Genomic DNA, 17,249 nt, shown 5'->3' with positions numbered 1-17,249 from the left:
GTGCACTTTCGCGGAACGGCGCGGGGGAGGGTGGGGCGGGGCGGTTGCCGCAGGCGTTGGATGTGTGCCATTCTTTACGGAACGAACGGTCAGTAAGTAATACGGCGATCAAAGGTGATGAAGCCATGCCCGAAGCATTCCTCGTTGATGGTGTTCGCACTCCCATCGGCCGATACGGTGGGGCGCTTGCCGGCGTTCGCCCCGATGATCTTGCCGCTCTCGTGTTGTCCGCGGTGGTGAGCCGGTCCGGCCTCGATCCGTACCTCATCGACGAGGTGATCATGGGCGCGGCCAACCAGGCCGGCGAGGACAACCGCAACGTCGCCCGGATGGCGGTGCTTCTCGCGGGGCTGCCCGACAGCATCCCCGGCATCACGGTGAACCGCCTCTGTGCCTCCGGGCTTTCCGCGGTGCACCTCGCCGCGAGCATGATCAAGGCCGGCGAAGCCGACCTGGTCATCGCCGGCGGGGTCGAGTCGATGACGCGGGCACCCTGGGTGCTTGCCAAGCCGGAGAAGGCCTGGGCGAAGCCGGGCGAGATCGTCGACACGTCGATCGGCTGGCGCTTCGCCAACCCCCGGTTCGCGGAACGTGACAAGGCCACCTTCACCATGTCGGAGACCGCGGAAGAGGTCGCCGCGCTCGATCAGATCAGCCGGACGGATGCCGACGCGTTCGCCCTTCGCTCGCACCGGCTGGCCGTCGACGCGAGGCGGAACGGAACCTTCGCCCCCGAGATCGTGCCGGTGCCCACCCGGGCCGGTCTGGTCGAGCTGGACGAAGGACCACGGGAAGACACCACCCTCGAACGGCTCGCCGGCCTGCGCTCGGTCGTGCGCCCCGGCGGCATCGTGACGGCCGGCAACGCCAGTTCGCTCAACGACGGCGCCTCGGCGATCGTTGTCGCGAGCGAAGCGGCGATCGAACGCCTCGGCCTGACCCCCCGCGCCCGGGTGGCCGGCGGGGCGAGCGCCGGCGTCGCCCCGGAGACGATGGGACTCGGCCCCGTTCCGGCCACCGAAAAACTCCTCCGGCGGCTCGGCCTGGGCATCGGCGACCTGGACGCGGTCGAACTGAACGAGGCCTTCGCCACCCAGTCCCTGGCGTGTATCCGCCGGCTCGGCCTCGATCCGGAGATCGTCAACCGCAACGGCGGCGCGATCGCCCTGGGGCACCCCCTCGGCTCGTCCGGAGCGCGGATCCTGGTCACCCTGCTCGGCCGGATGGAACGCGAGGGCGCCAAGCGCGGCCTCGCCACCATGTGCGTCGGCGTGGGTCAGGGCTCGGCCCTCATCGTGGAGAGCGTCTAGATGTCGCGGGAGTTCTCCACCCTGCTGGTCGAACGCGGCCCGGACCGGGTCCAGGTCCAGCTGAACCGGCCCGAGGTGCGCAACGCCATCGACCAGACCATGGTCGACGAACTGCACCTGCTCTGCGGCGAACTGGAACGCGGCCCGAGGATCCTGATCCTGTGTGGCTCCGCCGGGGTCTTCGCGTCCGGCGCCGACATCGCCCAGCTTCGGGAACGCCGCCGTGACGACGCCCTGAAGGGGATCAACTCGGAGCTGTTCGAGCGGATCGCGCGCCTGCCGCTGCCGGTCATCGCCGCGATCGACGGTTGGGCACTCGGCGGCGGGGCCGAACTTGCCTACGCCGCCGACTTCCGGATCGCCTCCGAGACGGCCAGGCTGGGCAACCCGGAGACCTCCCTCGGGATCATTCCCGCCGCGGGCGCGCTCTGGCGCCTGGCCGAGCTCGTCGGAGAACCCGTCGCGAAGGAGATCATCCTGGCCGGCCGCATCCTCAACGCCGAGGAGGCGCTGGCCGTGCGCCTGGTCACCGAGGTTCACCCGGCGGATAGCCTGCTCGCCGCCGCCCACGCCCTGGCCGACCGGATCGCCGCCCAGGACCCCCTGGCCACCCAGCTCGCCAAGGAGGTCTTCCACGTGCCGCGGGCCAGGCATCCCATAGCCGACAACGAGGCCCAGGCCGTATTGTTCGAATCCGAGGAGAAGTTCGCCAGAATGACTGCATTCCTGGAGAGGAAAAAGCGATGACGCTTGCCCCAGACACCACGGCCGCCGCGGCCGCCGCGACGCCCATCTCCGTTCCCAGCCGGGTCGGCGTGCTCGGTGGCGGACGGATGGGCGCCGGCATCGCCCACGCCTTCCTCGTCGCCGGCGCACACGTCACCGTCGTCGAACGCGACCCGGAAGCGGCCGCCGCGGCCCGCGAGCGCGTGCTCGCCGCCGTCGACACCGCCCTCCGCCTCGGTGCAATCGGAGGCGACCGAGCCTCATACGCCGACCGGCTCAGCGTGGCGACGGATGCCGTGGCGTTCGTCGATTCCGGGCTCGTCGTCGAGGCCGTGCCGGAGGTCGTGGCGCTGAAGACCGCGGCGCTCCGCAGCGTGGAGGCCCACCTGGCCCCCGACGCCTGGCTGGCCTCGAACACCTCGTCACTCTCGATCACCGACCTCGCCGCATCGCTTGATCGCCCGGACCGGTTCATCGGGCTGCACTTCTTCAACCCGGTTCCGGTCTCGACCCTGATCGAGGTGGTGACGGGGGAGTCCACCCTTCCCGAGCTGGTCGAGCTGGCCACCGGCTGGGTCTCCGCCCTCGGCAAGACTCCGATCCTGGTGCGGGACTCGCCCGGTTTCGCCAGTTCCCGGCTCGGCGTCGCGATCGCCCTCGAGGCCATCCGGATGGTCGAGGAGGGCGTCGCCAGCGCCGCCGACATCGACGCGGCGATGGTGCTCGGCTACAAGCATCCGGTCGGACCTCTCCGCACCACGGACCTGGTCGGGCTCGATGTGCGCCTGGGCATCGCCGAACACCTGTATTCCACCCTCGGCGAGAGGTTCGCTCCGCCGCAACTGCTGCGCGACCTCGTCGCGCGCGGCGACCTCGGACGCAAGAGCGGCCAGGGATTCTTCGATTGGAAGGACGCATCATGACACTCCTCAGTACCGGCACGATCGTGCCCAGCTACGTCCTGGATTCCTGGTGGACCCCCGCAGACGGGGTCGCGGGCCAGCCGGTGCTCGACGCGAGCACCGGCGAGGATGTCGCCGCCGTCAGCAGTGAGGGGCTCGATCTCGCCGACGTCGTCGAGCACGCGCGCAGGGTCGGCCAGGCCTCGCTCGGTCGGCTCACGTTCCACGAGCGCGCGATCCTGCTCAAGCAGCTTGCCCAGTACCTCAGCGGCGTGAAGGAGGAGCTCTACGCCCTCTCCGCGCGCACCGGCGCCACCCGCTACGACTCCATGGTCGACATCGACGGTGGTATCGGCGTGCTCTTCACCCTGTCGTCGAAGGGCCGGCGGGAGATGCCCAACAGCCAGGTCTACGTCGACGGCGACGTCGAGACACTGTCGCGGGACGGCTCGTTCAGCGGCCAGCACATCTACACCCGGATCCCCGGGGTGGCCTGCCAGATCAACGCCTTCAACTTCCCGGTCTGGGGCATGCTCGAGAAGTTCGCCCCCGCATTCATCGCCGGGGTGCCGACGATCGTGAAGCCGGCCTCACCCACCGGCTACCTCGCCGAGGCGGTCGTGCGCCACATCGTCGCATCCGGGATCCTGCCGGCCGGCACCCTGCAGCTGGTCTCCGGCAGCGCCCGGGACCTGATCGACCACCTCGATTACCGGGACCTGATCGCCTTCACCGGCTCGGCCGGAACCGCACGCAGCCTCAAGGCGCACAAGAACGTCGTCGAGGGTGGGGTGCGCTTCACCAGCGAGACCGACTCCCTCAACGCGGCGATTCTGGGCCCGGATGCCACCAAGGGTACGGCAGAGTTCGACGCCTTCATCGCCTCCGCCGTCACCGAGATGACCAGCAAGGCAGGCCAGAAGTGCACGAGCATCCGCCGGCTGATCGTGCCGGCCGGTCAACGGGACGAGATCGTCGCCGCCGTGACCGAGCGGGTGGAGCGCCGGGTCTCGATCGGCGACCCGCGCGCCGACGGCGTCACCATGGGCCCCCTCGCCAGTCTCGACCAGCGCCGCGAGGTGCTCTCCAGCGTCGCCCGCCTGGTCGAGGGCGGCGGCCACATCGTGATGGGGTCGACGGATGCTCCGGTCGGAACCGACCCGGACGGCGCCTTCGTCGGGCCGCTGCTGCTGGCCTTCGACGATGCCGACAGTCCCGCCGTGCATGAGATCGAGGCCTTCGGTCCGGTCGCGTCGATCATCGAGTACACCGACCTCGACCACGCCGTTGCGCTGGCCGCCCTCGGCGGCGGCTCGCTCGTCGCGACGGTCGCCACCCATGACCCGAACGTCGCCCGCGCGCTGGTTCTCGGGATTGCGGCCCACCATGGTCGCGTCCTGATGCTCGACCGGGTTGACGCCCGCAGCAGCACCGGCCATGGCGCGCCCGTGCCGCACCTGGTGCACGGCGGACCCGGCCGCGCCGGCGGCAGCGAGGAACTGGGCGGCATCCGCTCGGTGCTGCACCACATGCAGCGCACCGCCATCCAGGGTTCGCCCGATATGCTCACCGCCATCACCGGCCAGTGGCACACCGGCGCCGCGGTACGACACGGGATCCACCCGTTCCGCAAGTCGCTCGCGGTGCTCCGGGTGGGCGACCAGGTTCAGGGAGGACCGCGTACGGTGACCCTCGAGGACATCACCGCGTTCGCGGAGGCGACCGGCGACAAGTTCTACGCACACACCGACGCGGAAGCCGCCGCGGCGAACCCGTTCTTCCCCGGGATCGTCGCGCACGGCTACCTGCTCGTCTCCTGGGCGGCCGGACTCTTCGTGGATGCCGCACCTGGCCCCGTGCTCGCAAACTCCGGTCTGGAACGGCTGCGGTTCGTCACCCCGGTCTCCCCGGGCGACAGCATCAGGGTCACCCTGACCGCCAAACGGATCACCCCGCGTGAGACGGAGGACTACGGCGAAGTCTGCTGGGACGCCGTGCTGCACAACCAGAACGACGAGGTCGTCGCCAGCTACGACGTGCTCACCCTGGTCAGCAAGAACTAGCGGTCCGCACGAACCAGCAGCCGACAATAGTCGGGACGCCGCCGCATCCCCGGTCCACGGACCGGGGATGCGGTGGGTAGCCGGGACTCAGAGGTCGGCGAGCAGGGCGACCGGCGACTCGATGCAGCGTGCCACGTAGGTGAGGAAACCCGCCGCGGTGTCGCCGTCGCAGACGCGGTGGTCGAACACCATCGACAGCTCGACAACGGTGCGCACCGCGAGTTCGTGCTCGACCACCCACGGGCGTTCGATCATCCGGCCGATGCCGAGGATGGCGGCCTCCGGGTGGTTGATGATCGCCGCCGACCCGTCGACGCCGAGGGAGCCGAAGTTGTTGAGGGTGAACGTGCCGCCGGACAGGGCTCCGGGGGAGAAGGCCCCGTCGCCGGCCTGGGAGACCAGCCCGGCGATGGAATCCCGCAGCTGCCGGGTGGTCAGGGCATGGGCGCCGTGCACGACCGGGACCATCAGTCCCCGCGGCGTCTGCGCCGCGATGCCGAGGTTGATCTCACCGCGAACCAGGATCTCCTGGCTGGCCGTGTCGACCGAGGCGTTGAGGAGCGGGTAGCGACGCAGTCCGGCGACGACGAAGCGCGCGATCAGCGCGGTGACGCTGAACCGCTCGCCGGTTGCCTCGAGGAGCCGGTCGCGGGCGATGAAGAGCTCGGTGGCGTCGACGTCGAGCCAGATTGTCGCCTCCGGGATCTCCCGCCGGGACTGGGCCAGGCGCTCGGCCACGACCTTGCGCGGGCCGGTGATCGGAATTCGGGTGTCCGAAGGTGGCGGCGCCGACGCTGCAGCCGCGGCGGCGGTTGCAGCGGCGGTTGCAGTGGCGGTTGCAGTGGCGGTTGCAGGGACGGCGGTGGGGGCGGTGGCCGGTGCCGACGCGGCCGGTGCCGGTGTGGCAGTGGTGGCTGCGGTGACATTGGCCCGGATCCGCGCCTCGACGTCGCGGCGCAGCACCAGGTCGTTCGGTCCGCTGCCGCGCAGGGCGCTGGCGTCGAAACCGTTTTCCCTGGCCAGCATCCGCACGATCGGCGAGACGACAGGGGAGGGGCGGTCGAGAAGAACGGAGGGCGCGACGGCGGCCGGCTGGACGGCGGCCGGCTCCGGAGCGGGCGGGGGAACGGAAACCTCAGGGGACGCGTCCCTGGCGCCGAAGCGCGCGGTCGACGGTCGTCGCAGCGGCCGGGTGTTCTCGCTCGTGCCGTAGCCGACGAGGACGGCGCCGGATGCCCCGCTCGGGGCGGTGGGCGGCGCGTCAGGGGCGGCAGGCTCGGTCGGCGTTTCCGACCTGGCCGGCACGGCAACCTCGTCCTCGGCCGTGGGCTCGAGGGCCGAGTGCGCGGCGTCGGCCACGCTCAGCAGCACCTGGCCGGCGTGGATCACCTGGCCCGCCTCGCCGAAGAGCGACTGGACCACGCCGCCGAACGGTGACGGCAGCTCCACGACCGACTTCGCCGACTCGACCTCGACCACGGGCTGGTCGATCGTGATGGTGTCACCGACCTTGACCAGCCAGGAGACGATCTCCGCCTCGGTCAGACCCTCGCCGAGGTCGGGAAGGATGAAGTCGTGCGTCATCATGACCACTCCCAGGTGCCGAGCGCGGCGAGGATCCGGTCCGGGGTCGGCAAGAAGTATTCCTCGAGCTTGGGGGACGGGTAGGGGATGTCGAAGCCGGTGATCCGCAGGATGGGCGCGGCGAGGTGGAAGAAGTTGCGTTCGGTGAGCCGCGCCGCGACCTCGGCGCCGTACCCGCCGAACTGCGCCGCCTCGTGCACGACGGCTGCCCTGCTCGTCTTGCGCAGCGACGCGCCGACGGTGGCGTCGTCGAATGGTGACAGGCTGCGCAGGTCGATCACCTCGATCGACAGTCCCTCCGCCGTGGCGAGCTCCGCGGTGGCCAGAGCGGTTTTCACCGTGGGGCCGTAGGCGATGAGGGTGACGTCGGTGCCCTCCCTGAGCACCACGGCGGTGTTCATCGGAGCGGTCTGAACGGGCAGGGCGAGCTCTGCCTTCATCCAGTACCGGCTCTTCGGTTCCATGAAGATCACCGGGTCGTCGCTGGCGATCGCCTCACGCAGCATCGAATAGGCGTCGGCCGGATTCGACGGGGACACGACCGTGAGGCCGGGGGTGGCCGTCCAGTATGCCTCCGAGGAGTCGGAGTGGTGTTCGACCCCACCGATGTCTCCGGCGTAGGGGATGCGGATGACGATGGGCAGGGAGATCCGGCCGCGGGTGCGATTGCGCATCTTGGCGAGATGGGACACGATCTGCTCGAACGCCGGGTAGCTGAACGCGTCGAACTGCATCTCCACGACGGGGCGCAGGCCATAGATGGCCATGCCGATGGCGGTGCCGACGATGCCGGACTCGGCCAGGGGAGAGTCACTGACCCTGGTCTCGCCGAACTCGGCGTAGAGACCGTCGGTGACCCGGAAGACGCCGCCGAGGGGGCCGACGTCCTCCCCGAACAACACGACGGTCGGGTCGTCCCGCATCGAGTCCTGGATGGCCGCGTTGAGGGCGGCCGCCATGGTGAGGGCGGCGGGCGGGCGGGCGCCGACGGGCGGGGCCATGCTCTGCAGCGTCATGCGTGCGCTCCTGAGTGGGTGGTGGACGACGAGTGGGTGGTGGACGACGAATGGGTGGTGGACGACGGCGGGGTGGTGGACGACGAGGGGGTCGCGGACGCCTGATCGGCGAGGGCGGCGTGTTCGGCCAGCTCGGCGGAGAGGAAGGCTCGCTGTTCGGCGAGCGCTGGCCGCGGGGAGGCGTAGACGTGGTCGAACAGTTCCAGCGGGTCCACCTGCACCGGCCGGGTCATGCATTCCCTGGTCGCCGCGGCGAGGTCCTCGGCCTCCTCCCGGATGCTTGCCTGCACCCGGTCGTCCAGGGCACCGATCGAGACCAGATAGGTCTCCAGGCGTTCGATCGGATCACGGCGTCGCCAGACCTCGACGTCGCCTGCCGTGCGGTAGCGGCTCGGGTCGTCGGAGTTGGTGTGCGCCTCCATCCGGTAGGTCAGCCCCTCGACCAGGGTCGGCCCGCCGCCGGTGCGCGCGCGCTCGACGGCCGCGGAGGTGACCGCGTACATCGCGGCGACATCGTTGCCGTCGACGTAGAAACCGGGCATACCGTAGCCGATCGCCTTGTCGGCGATGGTGCGGCAGTGCATCTGCTTGTCGAGGGGCACGCTGATCGCGAACTGGTTGTTCTGCACCACGAACACGACGGGAGCCTGCCAGACGGCGGCGAAGTTGAACGCCTCGTGCGCGTCGCCCTCGCTGGTGGCGCCGTCGCCGAGCAGGGCCAGCGCGACCGTGCTGTCCCGCTTGAGCTTGGATGCCGTGGCCAGGCCGACGGCGTGCAACGCCTGGGTGGCGAGGGGGGTGGCCTGCGGCGCGATCCGGTGCTCATACTGGTCGTAGCCGCTGTGCCATTCGCCGCGGAACGAGGCGAGGATGTCTTCGGGCTTCACGCCGCGGGTGAGCAGGGCGATGCTGTCCCGATAGGTCGGGAAGAGCCAGTCTCCGGGTGCGAGCGACGCCACGGCGGCGATCTCGCAGGCCTCCTGGCCGAGGGCGGAGGGGTAGGTCGCCAGTCGCCCCTGCCGGGTCAGCGCCGTGACCTGCACATCGAACCGGCGGGCGACGACCATCTGCCGGTACAGGCCGAGTAGCGTGTCGGCGTCGGGGAGCGTGAATCCGCCGGCATCGTCGGTGACGGCATGACCGGTGTCGTCGATCAGTCGGAGGGGTTGCGGCGCCGACGCGGTGGACACGATCGGGGTCTCGACATTGAGGCTCATGACGCAATCGTGCGGCATCCGTGGGCCGGCCACGACACCCGGCGAACGGATGTGAACGATTGGCTCGAACCCACCCCCAGCCGCACCAAACGTCCCGCATTCAGGCGAGGTTCAGCGCCAGATGTCCGGAGCCTCGGCGGGCGCGTGGCCCGCGATTTCCTCGAGAATCAGGTGCGACCGGGTGGAGATGACACCGGGCATGCTGTGGATGTCCCGCAGGATGGCCTGGCTGAGCTGCTCGTGGTCCGGTGCGCTCACCGTGAGGATGATGTCGATGTCCCCGCTGACGGCCTGCGCCTTCTCGACGAACGGCAGCTCGCTGAGCCGGGCTGCGATGTCGGACCAGGAGACGTCGCCGATCTTGACGACGACCAGGGCGGACACGTGCAGGCCCAGGGCACGGGGATCGATCTGGGCCCCGAAGCCGGTGATCACCCCATGGCGCACGAGGTTCTGCACCCGCGTGTGCGCCGCCGTGCGGGAGATGTGCACGAGGGTGGCGATCTGGCGCATGGACAGGCGTGCGTCCCGACTGAGTTCGGCGACGATCCGCCGGTCGATCGGGTCGAGTCCGGCGGGCGGCGGCGTGCTGGGCTGCCCGCTCATACCGGTTGCTGCGTCATCGAGGTCCTCAGTGTCGGGAGGCTTCAGACTACCGCCGGCTCCAGCGCCTGGCGCGCGACGCGCAGGTAGTGGTTCTTGGGCCAGTGCCGCAGCCGCAACGGCAATATCGGGTAGACCACGGCGGTGACCGCGAAGAGTCGGTCGAACCGGCGTTGGGAGCGCGGCGACCACTCGAGTTCGAAGATCTCCCGGACCCTGGGCGGAAGCAGTCCGACGGTGAGGAGGCGGCCCAGGGGCATGGCGAGGCGGAGCCACGCCGGGCCGGCCCGCGGATACAGAAGTTGGCGTGCCACTGCCCTGGTGGTGGCGTCCGTTCGGAGCCCGGCCAGTTGCTCGGCGAAGTACACGGCGAACGTCGCACGGTCGACCGGCCACCGGCCCTCCGGAACCTGGAGGGCCGTGCCGAGCGCGGCGTAGTCCCGGTAGACGGCCTCGGCGAGGCCATCGTCGAGCGGGCCGAACACGAGTTCACGGATGGTCATCGCCGAGTCGTACAGGGTCGCGGCGACCCAGAGCTGGAGGTCGGGGGCGAATGCGCTGTAGGCCGGAGCGCCCTCGGTCGTCGCGCCGACGACGGGGCCGTGCGCCCGGTTGACGCGTGCGACTGCCCTCGCGACCTCGGTCGGCGTGCCGAACACCACCGTGTAGACGTAGCTGAGTGTCCCGCGCAGCCGGTCGAGCGGTCGGGAGACGAAGTCACTGTGATCGGCGACTCCGTGACCGACGGCCGGGTTGGCGATCTGCAGCAGGATGGATCGCCCGCCGGCGCCGATGAGCACGGCCTCACCGGCGATATCGCGCACCCCCAGGTCGGTTCGTCTCATCGGTTCCTCCCGCCGGGTGTCGTAGTGAATGACGAGTGTAGTGCGACTTCCCGGATTCGGGCGGAGGGGCTCCTCCCCCCATCAGGGGTTAACCTTGACGGATGGAAAACGGGCGAGCACGGGCGGGGCTGCCGCGTCGATACACGGCCACCGTTGCGGCGCTGGCGGCCGCTCTGACACTTTCCCTGCTCGTGGGCGGCTGCTCCCCGGTTCGTGCTCCCGGCGCCGCCGACGGCGCCGGTACGGCCTCGTCCGCCCGGACCGGCGCCCCGGTCGACCCCTTCGCGGCCGATGCCGGTCGGCGGCTCGCCGCGATGACCCTCACCGAGAAGATTTCCAGCCTGCTGATGCTGCACCAGCCGGGTACGGATGCTGCCCGCCTCGGTTCCTTCGCCGCCGACAACGGTCTCGGCGGGCTGATCCTGATGGGCGACAACGTGCCGGACACTCCGGAGGCCCTGGGCGCCATGACCGCGGGGCTGAGCACCGATGCGGCGCTTCCCCTCGTGATCGGAATCGACCAGGAGGGCGGGGAGGTCGCCCGGTTGACGAACGACCCGGCACCGGGGGCGGAGGTGCTGCGCGCCCAACCCGTACAGGCGACGGAGGATGCCTTCCGCAGTCGAGGCGCCCTGCTCCGGTCCGCGGGGGTCAGCGTGAACTTCGGCATCGTGGCCGACGTGACCGCCGACCCCGGCTCGTTCCTCTACGGCCGGGTGCTCGGCCTCGACCCTGCCGCGGCCTCGCTGCGCGTGACCGCTGCCGTCGACGGTGAACGTGGACGGGTGCTCAGCACTCTCAAGCACTTCCCCGGTCACGGCGCCGCGCCGGGGGACTCGCACCGGAGCATCCCGTCGACCGCGCTGGGCTATCAGGACTGGCTGGCCGACGTCGCGCCGCCGTTCCAGGCCGGCATCGCGGCCGGCGCCGAGATGGTCATGTTCGGACACCTGGCGTTCCCCGCCGTGGACGCCAGACCCGCCAGCCTGTCCCCGGCCTGGCACAAGATCCTGCGCGGGTCCCTCGGCTTCACGGGGATCGCGATCACGGACGACATGCTGATGCTCCAGGGCACCGGGCTGCCCGAGTACGCCGACCCCACCGAGAACGCGATCGCGGCCCTCGCCGCAGGCAACACCATGCTCCTCTACGTGCTGCCGGCGGATCCCCGGAAAGTGGGTATCGACGTGCCCGCCCTGGTGGCCGGTATCGCCGCGGCCGTCGAGGGTGGACGAATTGACCCAGCCATGATCGACGACGATGTCTTCCGGCTGCTCGTGCTCCGTCGTGAGCTCGCCGTGCGATCTTCCGCGGTCGACCCGTGCGGGGTCGAGTGCCGACGGCTGCTCCGCTAGCGAGCGGGTATGCCGTGAAAAAATAAGTCCGGACTCGGAATAATCCAGGTTCCTATGCAATTGCATGTAATTGACGGCGAGAATCCACCGCCCGAGACTCGAGGAGAACCCATGACTGACACCATCACGAACATCCCCGGCTACAAGGCCGGCACCTGGACCATCGACCCCACCCACAGCGAAGTCGGCTTCAGCATTCGCCACCTGATGATCAGCAAGGTCAAGGGCAAGTTCGAAAACTTCGACGCGACCTTCATCACCGCGGAGAACCCGCTCGACAGCACCGTCACCGCCACGGCCGAGGTCGCCTCGATCAACACCAACGAGGCCAACCGCGACGGCCACCTGCGCACCGGCGACTTCTTCGACGCCGAAACGTTCCCCACCATCAACTTCGTCTCCACCGGCGTGCGCTCCGTCAAGGGCGACTTCCTCGTCGACGGAGACCTCACCATCAAAGGCGTCACCAAGCCGGTCACCTTCGACTTCGAGTTCGGCGGCTTCGGCACGGACCCTTACGGCAACTACAAGGCCGGCGCAACAGCGAAGACCGAGGTCACCCGTGCGGACTTCGGCCTCGCCTACAACGCTGCCCTCGAAACCGGCGGCGTCCTCCTCGGCGAGAAGGTCACCATCACCCTTGAACTGCAGGCCGCGCTGAACCAGGCGTAACAGGCATTATCGACAGGGGCTCCGCTACGGTGGGGCCCTTCGTTGTGCCCCTGTCGCCACCGCACTCGCCCCCGCCCCCGCACTCGCCCCCGCCCGGCCGCCGGTTCCATCCGCACGTCCTGTCCCGAGTTCAGGCGTATAGCCCGGAACAGTGCGACGGATGCCCGCCGGCGCCGTATGAGGGGTGGGTTCTCCTGAATTCGGAACGCAGCCGAGCCCCCACCGCAGCCTCGAACCTAGTCGCCCTTGATCTCCTCGCGCACCCGGCGGAGGTCTTCCATCAGTGAGCCGATCAGAATCCAGTGCTGCGGATGCGGCGTCGCGATGATCAGAGGAGCAGTCAGGGTCGGCGGCTCCACGGGCAGGGACACCTTCTCGCGGTCGGGATGGTCGACCTCCGACGTGAGCAGCCTCAGGTCATGGGCGGCCCGGCTGAGCTCCACCGTGATCGCCAGCACTGTCGGCTCGAGGTGGAGCGAGTGGTCATAGTGGTCCCTGAGCGACCTGGTCATGCCGATGGTGCGGGTGACCAGGGAGATCAGTCGGTTGTAGAACTCCTCGTCGATGTCCAGCAGGCGCCGGTGCATCCCGTGCCGGGGATTGAGCGTGAGGCTCTCCTCGGCCTGCTTGATCGCCTTCTCGGCCTTGCTCAGCATCGGGCGAAGCAGCCGCGCCTTGATCATCATCTCTTCGATCTGGCCGGCCTGCTGCGGAAAACGGAGGGCGTCGACAATGCGGTCGAGGGTATCGGCGACCTCGAGGGCGAGCCGCACCACGGCGTCGTGGGCCGGCGCGAGCAGCACGGGCGGCACGATCAGCGCGTTGACGACGAGGGCGACGGCCGCCCCGATGATCGTTTCCAGGATGCGGTCACGCGCGTACTCGGGGGTCGTTGCCCCGATCGAGAGCACGAGCATCGCGCTGATCGGGATCTGGCTTGCCGAACTGGGGGCGAGGCGCAGCGCCCAGGCCAGCATGATGCAGAAGACAATGGCGAGCAGCACGATCCAGCTGGACTGACCGAAGGCGATGCCGACCGCATAGGCGATGAGCACGCCGCCGATGACCCCGAGGCTGCGTTCGACCGCCCGGCCCAGGGTCTGGTTGATGTTGGGCTGCACGACCAGCAGCGCCGCGATGGCGGCGAAGATGGGCAGGTCGGTCTGGAGCAGGAACTGCGAGAGCAGCCAGCCCAGAGCGACGGCAACGGAGGTCTTCACGGCCTGGAGGAGCGGGATCCGGCTCGTGGATTGCAGGCGGGCCGTTAGTCTCACTTGCTCAGGGTAGCGCGAGCGGGCCCTCGGGCAGTCCGGGCCGTTCGTCGTGTTCCCGAGGTTCGCCCAGCCCGGCGGCTGCCGGGGCGCCGTGAGGCTGGAAGAAGCGGGTGTAGTCCCGGACTGCCCGGTCAAACCCGGTGCGCTGACGCTCCGTCAGGCCGGTGAACGCAATGGCCTCGTAGCCCGGGCTTCCGGGCGGGCCGGGCTTCCGGCGCCAGGTGCCGGCCACCCGGCCGTTCACGAGCACGAGGGGCAGGAAGATCCCGTTCTTGCCGGGCACGACGCGCGTGAAGTCGGCGTCGGCTACCGCGTATCCGCGGTTGCGATAGCCGAGCAGGTATTCGTCGAAGCCGGGAAGCGCGAGCACCGGCGTGCGTTGCTTCGGTGGGCGCCCGGTCTCGCCGGTGTCGGCCGCAGCGGCCCAGTAGTGCGCGATGCCCTCCACCTGCAGCTCGATCAACCGGTCGCGAGCGACATCGAGGCCGACCCGGGCGTCGGCGACGGTGAGCTGGGACCACCAGACGAAGTCCTGCACGGTGGCCGGCCCATGGCCGGAGAAATAGCGCAGCACGAACTCGCCCAGGGCCTCCTCGCGCTCCAGTCGTCGGGGCGCGCGCACCCACCCGTCCAGCAGCACCAGCTGCTGCTGCGAGCCGACCTGCCTGCCCCAGCAGATCGTGCCGGTCAGGGCGAGGTGGGCGATCAGGTGGTAGCCGCGCTGGCCCGCCGTACTGATCCCGGCCGCCTCGAGGGCGGCGAGGAAGCCGGCCCGGGAGAGCTGTCGACCCTCGGCGAGGGAGGAAAGGGCAGCGCCTCTCGCCTGTTCGAGGGTCGCCTCGTCCAGGTCGAGTTGGCCACGGCGGGTCCTCATCCCGGCCAGCACCCTCGGGGCCGTCACGCCGAGCATCCAGCCCAGGTCTGCCGCCGGCACGAAATGCAGAGTGCCGCGCATCGGCCAGGACCGCACGATCTCTGCGTCGTCGATCGCCCGGCGCACGTCGTCGGCGGACGATCCGGGCGCCCGAACGCCGACGGCCCACCGGGCGGCCGTGAAATCCTGCGCTTGCAGGGCGAGGAGTCGCTCGACGACCCCGACAGGCCCGTTCGGGGAGCCGCCGGTGACCGGGCCGAGGCCGTGCCGGACCAGGCGCAGCCGGACGATGTCACGAGCGGAGGCGGTCAGTGCCATCGGATCAGTATGCCGGACACTAGTCGAACGTGCGCAGCAGCTGCCAATCCGCGTCGGACTCGCCGTGCTCCACATCGAAGACGTGGGTCTCGCCGTCGTCGGACGTGGCCTGAAACCGCCAGCCGGCAATCTGCAGCGGCGGATGCCCGATGCCGAAGCCGTGCGGCGACAACGGTTTCCACCAGTCGCAGGTGCCCACAAGGGCCGTCGGGGTGTCGGTCACCCGGTATCTGCGGGCCCGCCAGACCATCCGCTGCGGCTCGCCGATCTCGCTGGTCCAGACTCTGACCGGTTCGTCCACCCTGGGCACGGGGCACCACCTCATCAATATTCCCAATCGAACGTATGTTCGATAGGAAACTATAACTCCGGTGTGCGGTTCAGCGCCAGTGCGCGCCCGATTTCAACGCCTCGAGGCGGCTGCACGTGAACCGATCAGGCGAGGTCGTCGTCCGTGCGGGCTCCGAAGACGATCTCGTCCCAGCTGGGCATCGAGGCCCGCCCGCGTTTGCCGTGGTTGCCGGTGTTCCGGGGCTGCCCGGTCGCGGCCTGGTTCGACCAGGCGTTCCGGGACGGTTCGGTGGCCGACTCGGCGGCAGGAGCCTCCACGGGGGCGTCCAGCAGGCGCATGCCCGGCGCCGGGGTGACGGGGTGCTCATCGTGCTCGAAGACGGCGGCCTCCCGCTCGCCGCGTCGGCGCCGAAGGGATTCGAGCAGGTCGGCCGTCTCGCTCAGGCTCTGGGGCGGTTCGACGGCTCGTTTGATCGCGGCCTTGGAAACGGCATCCGTCGTGCCGGCCGGCCGGGAGTAGGGGATCGGCTCCAGCAACGGTGCGGTGTCGCCGAGCAGATCGTCGGCCAGGGATTCCTTGAAGGTGAAGGCGCCGCTGTCGAAACGCGACACATCGGCCAGGCTGGTCTCGGCGCCGACGGCGCGAAGCCGGGGGATGAGCGCGCCCTTGAGCTCGCCCTGCTGGGACAGCGCGATGGCCTCGCTGCCGACCGGGGACAGGGCGTTCTTCTTCGGCTCGAAACCCCAGCGGGCGTCGTGGTCGATCTCGTCGGCGGTGAAGGCAAGCTTGACGATCCAGCCGGCGCCCGGCTCTTTCCAGCTGGCCCAGCGCTCGTTGGTGGCGCCGAGCGAGGCGAGGCGTTCGCGGATGACGCTCCCAAAGGTGGCGCCGCCCTCGATCGGGTCGGGGTCGATGGCCGTGTGCACGGGCACGCTCAGGGCGCAGGACACCATGTACTCGCGTTCGGCGACGACAGGACCCTCGAATCGGCGCACAAAATCGATGGGGGCGCCGGTCACCGCAGCAACATCCTCCGCGGACATGCCGGCACGGATGTGCGCCTGCACCTCGCGCGGGGACAACTTGGGCCCAGACGTCGATTCGGTCTGGGATTGGCGAAGCCTGGACTGGAGAACCTCGTCGATGGGGATCCGGAAACGATCACCATCCTCGCTGGCTGCAAGCAGCGCGCCGTTCTCTACTCCGATAACTTTCAATTCCTGCATCTCGAAAGCCCTCTCGCGATCACTGATGTCGCCAAGACTGCCATGCAATCACCGCTTTTCCGGGGAATACACCGGGCGTGCCGCAAGTTGATCACTGTGCCGGCGAACAAGGGCGGTGCGTAGTTTGCTATTCCGTCGGGATTGTTGGAAACTATGCCCGCCGATTCCGTTATTCGGCGTTAATGAAATGGATGGGTATGGCAACCGATTACGACGCACCGCGAAAGACCGAAGACGACTCCGAGTCGATTGAGGCCCTCAAAGAGCGCGTACCCGACAAGATGTCTGGAGTCGTGGATGTCGACGACTCAGACAATCCCGGTGGTTTCGATCTTCCCGGCGCCGATCTGTCCGATCTCGACCTCGACGTCGTCGTCCTGCCTCCGCAGGCCGACGAATTCACTTGCGTTGAGTGCTTCCTTGTGAAGCACCGCTCGCAGGTGTCGCACGAGACCAAGCTCGGTCCGGTCTGCCTGGAGTGCGACGCCTAAGCGCGCTTAGTTAGTTGATGCTGGCCGTCGCGATTCATTGATCGCGGCGGCCAATTTCTGTGGGTGGCGGGTCGACACCAGCCAATACGGTGCCGGGTCGGTCGCATCCACGATCGGGATGCGCACAACCGGGGTGATCCAGCCGCGGATGAGCAGCCACGCACGGGCATCCAGCCGGCGACCGCGTTCCAGGGTCGCCTCGCTGCCCTCGAAAGCCTCGACATCACCGACCAGAACGGTCGCGATGCTGGCCCGCCCCGCCGTCAGCGTTCCCTCCCGCACCCGCACGACGGGTGCGGTCAGCACGAGGGTCAGGACGCACGCGGCGTAGAGGACCGCGGCGATGATGATTCCGGCGGGCATCGAGATCGGCGCGAAGACGAGGATGCTCGCGGGGATGACGAGTGCTGTGGCGACGTACGGCGCGGGAGACGCCCAGAGTTTTTCGCGATATTCAGGCATGGGTCTATTCGATCAGACT

At 69.3% G+C, this 17,249-nt stretch carries 17 protein-coding genes; 7 read left to right on the top strand and 10 right to left on the bottom strand.

What is annotated here, in order from left to right:
• The first annotated feature begins 125 nt into the window (after positions 1-125).
• From QMG61_RS13745 to paaZ, 4 genes are read left to right on the top strand one after another with little or no spacing between them, the layout of a single operon-like run.
• Positions 126-1,310: a thiolase family protein gene (locus QMG61_RS13745; protein WP_283494895.1), complete on the top strand. Its 1,185-nt coding sequence runs from the start codon at positions 126-128 to the stop codon at positions 1,308-1,310.
• Positions 1,311-2,057 carry an enoyl-CoA hydratase/isomerase family protein gene (locus QMG61_RS13740; protein ID WP_283494894.1) on the top strand — a complete coding sequence of 249 codons (747 nt, stop codon included), beginning with the start codon at positions 1,311-1,313 and terminating at the stop codon, positions 2,055-2,057. It abuts the gene before it with no gap.
• Positions 2,054-2,959 carry a 3-hydroxyacyl-CoA dehydrogenase family protein gene (locus QMG61_RS13735; RefSeq protein WP_283494893.1) on the top strand — a complete coding sequence of 302 codons (906 nt, stop codon included), beginning with the start codon at positions 2,054-2,056 and terminating at the stop codon, positions 2,957-2,959. The genes QMG61_RS13740 and QMG61_RS13735 overlap by 4 nt, the downstream gene beginning before the upstream one ends.
• Entirely contained in the window at positions 2,956-5,001 is a 2,046-nt protein-coding gene (paaZ, locus tag QMG61_RS13730) for a phenylacetic acid degradation bifunctional protein PaaZ (RefSeq protein ID WP_283494892.1), read from the top strand. The genes QMG61_RS13735 and paaZ overlap by 4 nt, the downstream gene beginning before the upstream one ends.
• Before the next feature lie 87 nt (positions 5,002-5,088).
• Here the strand turns inward: paaZ and QMG61_RS13725 are convergent, their stop codons facing one another.
• The 5 genes from QMG61_RS13725 to QMG61_RS13705 form a co-directional block, all read right to left on the bottom strand.
• Positions 5,089-6,588 (bottom strand): dihydrolipoamide acetyltransferase family protein, encoded by a 1,500-nt coding sequence (locus QMG61_RS13725; protein WP_283494891.1) that lies wholly within the window; start codon positions 6,586-6,588, stop codon positions 5,089-5,091.
• Positions 6,585-7,601, bottom strand: coding sequence for an alpha-ketoacid dehydrogenase subunit beta (locus tag QMG61_RS13720; protein WP_283494890.1), 1,017 nt, complete (start codon positions 7,599-7,601; stop codon positions 6,585-6,587). The genes QMG61_RS13725 and QMG61_RS13720 overlap by 4 nt, the downstream gene beginning before the upstream one ends.
• Positions 7,598-8,818, bottom strand: a complete 1,221-nt coding sequence (gene pdhA / locus QMG61_RS13715) for a pyruvate dehydrogenase (acetyl-transferring) E1 component subunit alpha (protein ID WP_283494889.1) — start codon at positions 8,816-8,818, stop codon at positions 7,598-7,600. The genes QMG61_RS13720 and pdhA overlap by 4 nt, the downstream gene beginning before the upstream one ends.
• Positions 8,819-8,929: 111 nt before the next feature.
• Positions 8,930-9,424 carry an Lrp/AsnC family transcriptional regulator gene (locus QMG61_RS13710; RefSeq protein WP_283494888.1) on the bottom strand — a complete coding sequence of 165 codons (495 nt, stop codon included), beginning with the start codon at positions 9,422-9,424 and terminating at the stop codon, positions 8,930-8,932.
• 41 nt (positions 9,425-9,465) lie between these two features.
• The gene (locus QMG61_RS13705; protein WP_283494887.1) at positions 9,466-10,266 is read right to left on the bottom strand and encodes an oxygenase MpaB family protein; all 801 of its coding nucleotides are present in this window, start codon (positions 10,264-10,266) and stop codon (positions 9,466-9,468) included.
• A gap of 101 nt (positions 10,267-10,367) precedes the next feature.
• Here QMG61_RS13705 and QMG61_RS13700 point away from each other — a divergent pair, with 101 nt between their 5' ends.
• Positions 10,368-11,621, top strand: coding sequence for a glycoside hydrolase family 3 N-terminal domain-containing protein (locus QMG61_RS13700; protein WP_283494886.1), 1,254 nt, complete (start codon positions 10,368-10,370; stop codon positions 11,619-11,621).
• 111 nt (positions 11,622-11,732) lie between these two features.
• Positions 11,733-12,293 (top strand): YceI family protein, encoded by a 561-nt coding sequence (locus QMG61_RS13695; RefSeq protein WP_283494885.1) that lies wholly within the window; start codon positions 11,733-11,735, stop codon positions 12,291-12,293.
• 236 nt (positions 12,294-12,529) lie between these two features.
• On the opposite strand, the gene QMG61_RS13690 is transcribed toward QMG61_RS13695, so the two are convergent.
• The 4 genes from QMG61_RS13690 to sepH form a co-directional block, all read right to left on the bottom strand.
• A complete protein-coding gene (locus QMG61_RS13690) occupies positions 12,530-13,567 on the bottom strand; it encodes an FUSC family protein (protein ID WP_283494884.1) in 1,038 nt (345 codons plus the stop codon).
• A 4-nt stretch (positions 13,568-13,571) separates the two neighbouring features.
• A complete protein-coding gene (locus QMG61_RS13685; RefSeq protein ID WP_283494883.1) occupies positions 13,572-14,759 on the bottom strand; it encodes a winged helix DNA-binding domain-containing protein in 1,188 nt (395 codons plus the stop codon).
• 19 nt (positions 14,760-14,778) lie between these two features.
• The gene (locus QMG61_RS13680; RefSeq protein ID WP_283494882.1) at positions 14,779-15,069 is read right to left on the bottom strand and encodes a hypothetical protein; all 291 of its coding nucleotides are present in this window, start codon (positions 15,067-15,069) and stop codon (positions 14,779-14,781) included.
• Positions 15,070-15,194: 125 nt separating this feature from the next.
• Positions 15,195-16,277, bottom strand: coding sequence for a septation protein SepH (sepH, locus tag QMG61_RS13675; protein ID WP_283494881.1), 1,083 nt, complete (start codon positions 16,275-16,277; stop codon positions 15,195-15,197).
• A 197-nt stretch (positions 16,278-16,474) separates the two neighbouring features.
• On the opposite strand from sepH, the gene QMG61_RS13670 reads away from it, so the two are divergent.
• Positions 16,475-16,768 carry a DUF4193 domain-containing protein gene (locus QMG61_RS13670; protein WP_283494880.1) on the top strand — a complete coding sequence of 98 codons (294 nt, stop codon included), beginning with the start codon at positions 16,475-16,477 and terminating at the stop codon, positions 16,766-16,768.
• A gap of 6 nt (positions 16,769-16,774) precedes the next feature.
• Here QMG61_RS13670 and QMG61_RS13665 read toward each other — a convergent pair whose 3' ends face one another.
• Positions 16,775-17,230, bottom strand: a complete 456-nt coding sequence (locus tag QMG61_RS13665) for a DUF3093 domain-containing protein (RefSeq protein ID WP_283494879.1) — start codon at positions 17,228-17,230, stop codon at positions 16,775-16,777.
• Positions 17,231-17,249: the final 19 nt, after the last annotated feature.

This window comes from Cryobacterium sp. PH31-AA6, assembly GCF_030063195.1.
Classification (GTDB): Bacteria; Actinomycetota; Actinomycetes; order Actinomycetales; family Microbacteriaceae; genus Cryobacterium.
The sequence above is the reverse complement of the archived record's forward strand: the minus strand, read 5'-3'. Positions and strand labels throughout refer to the sequence as shown.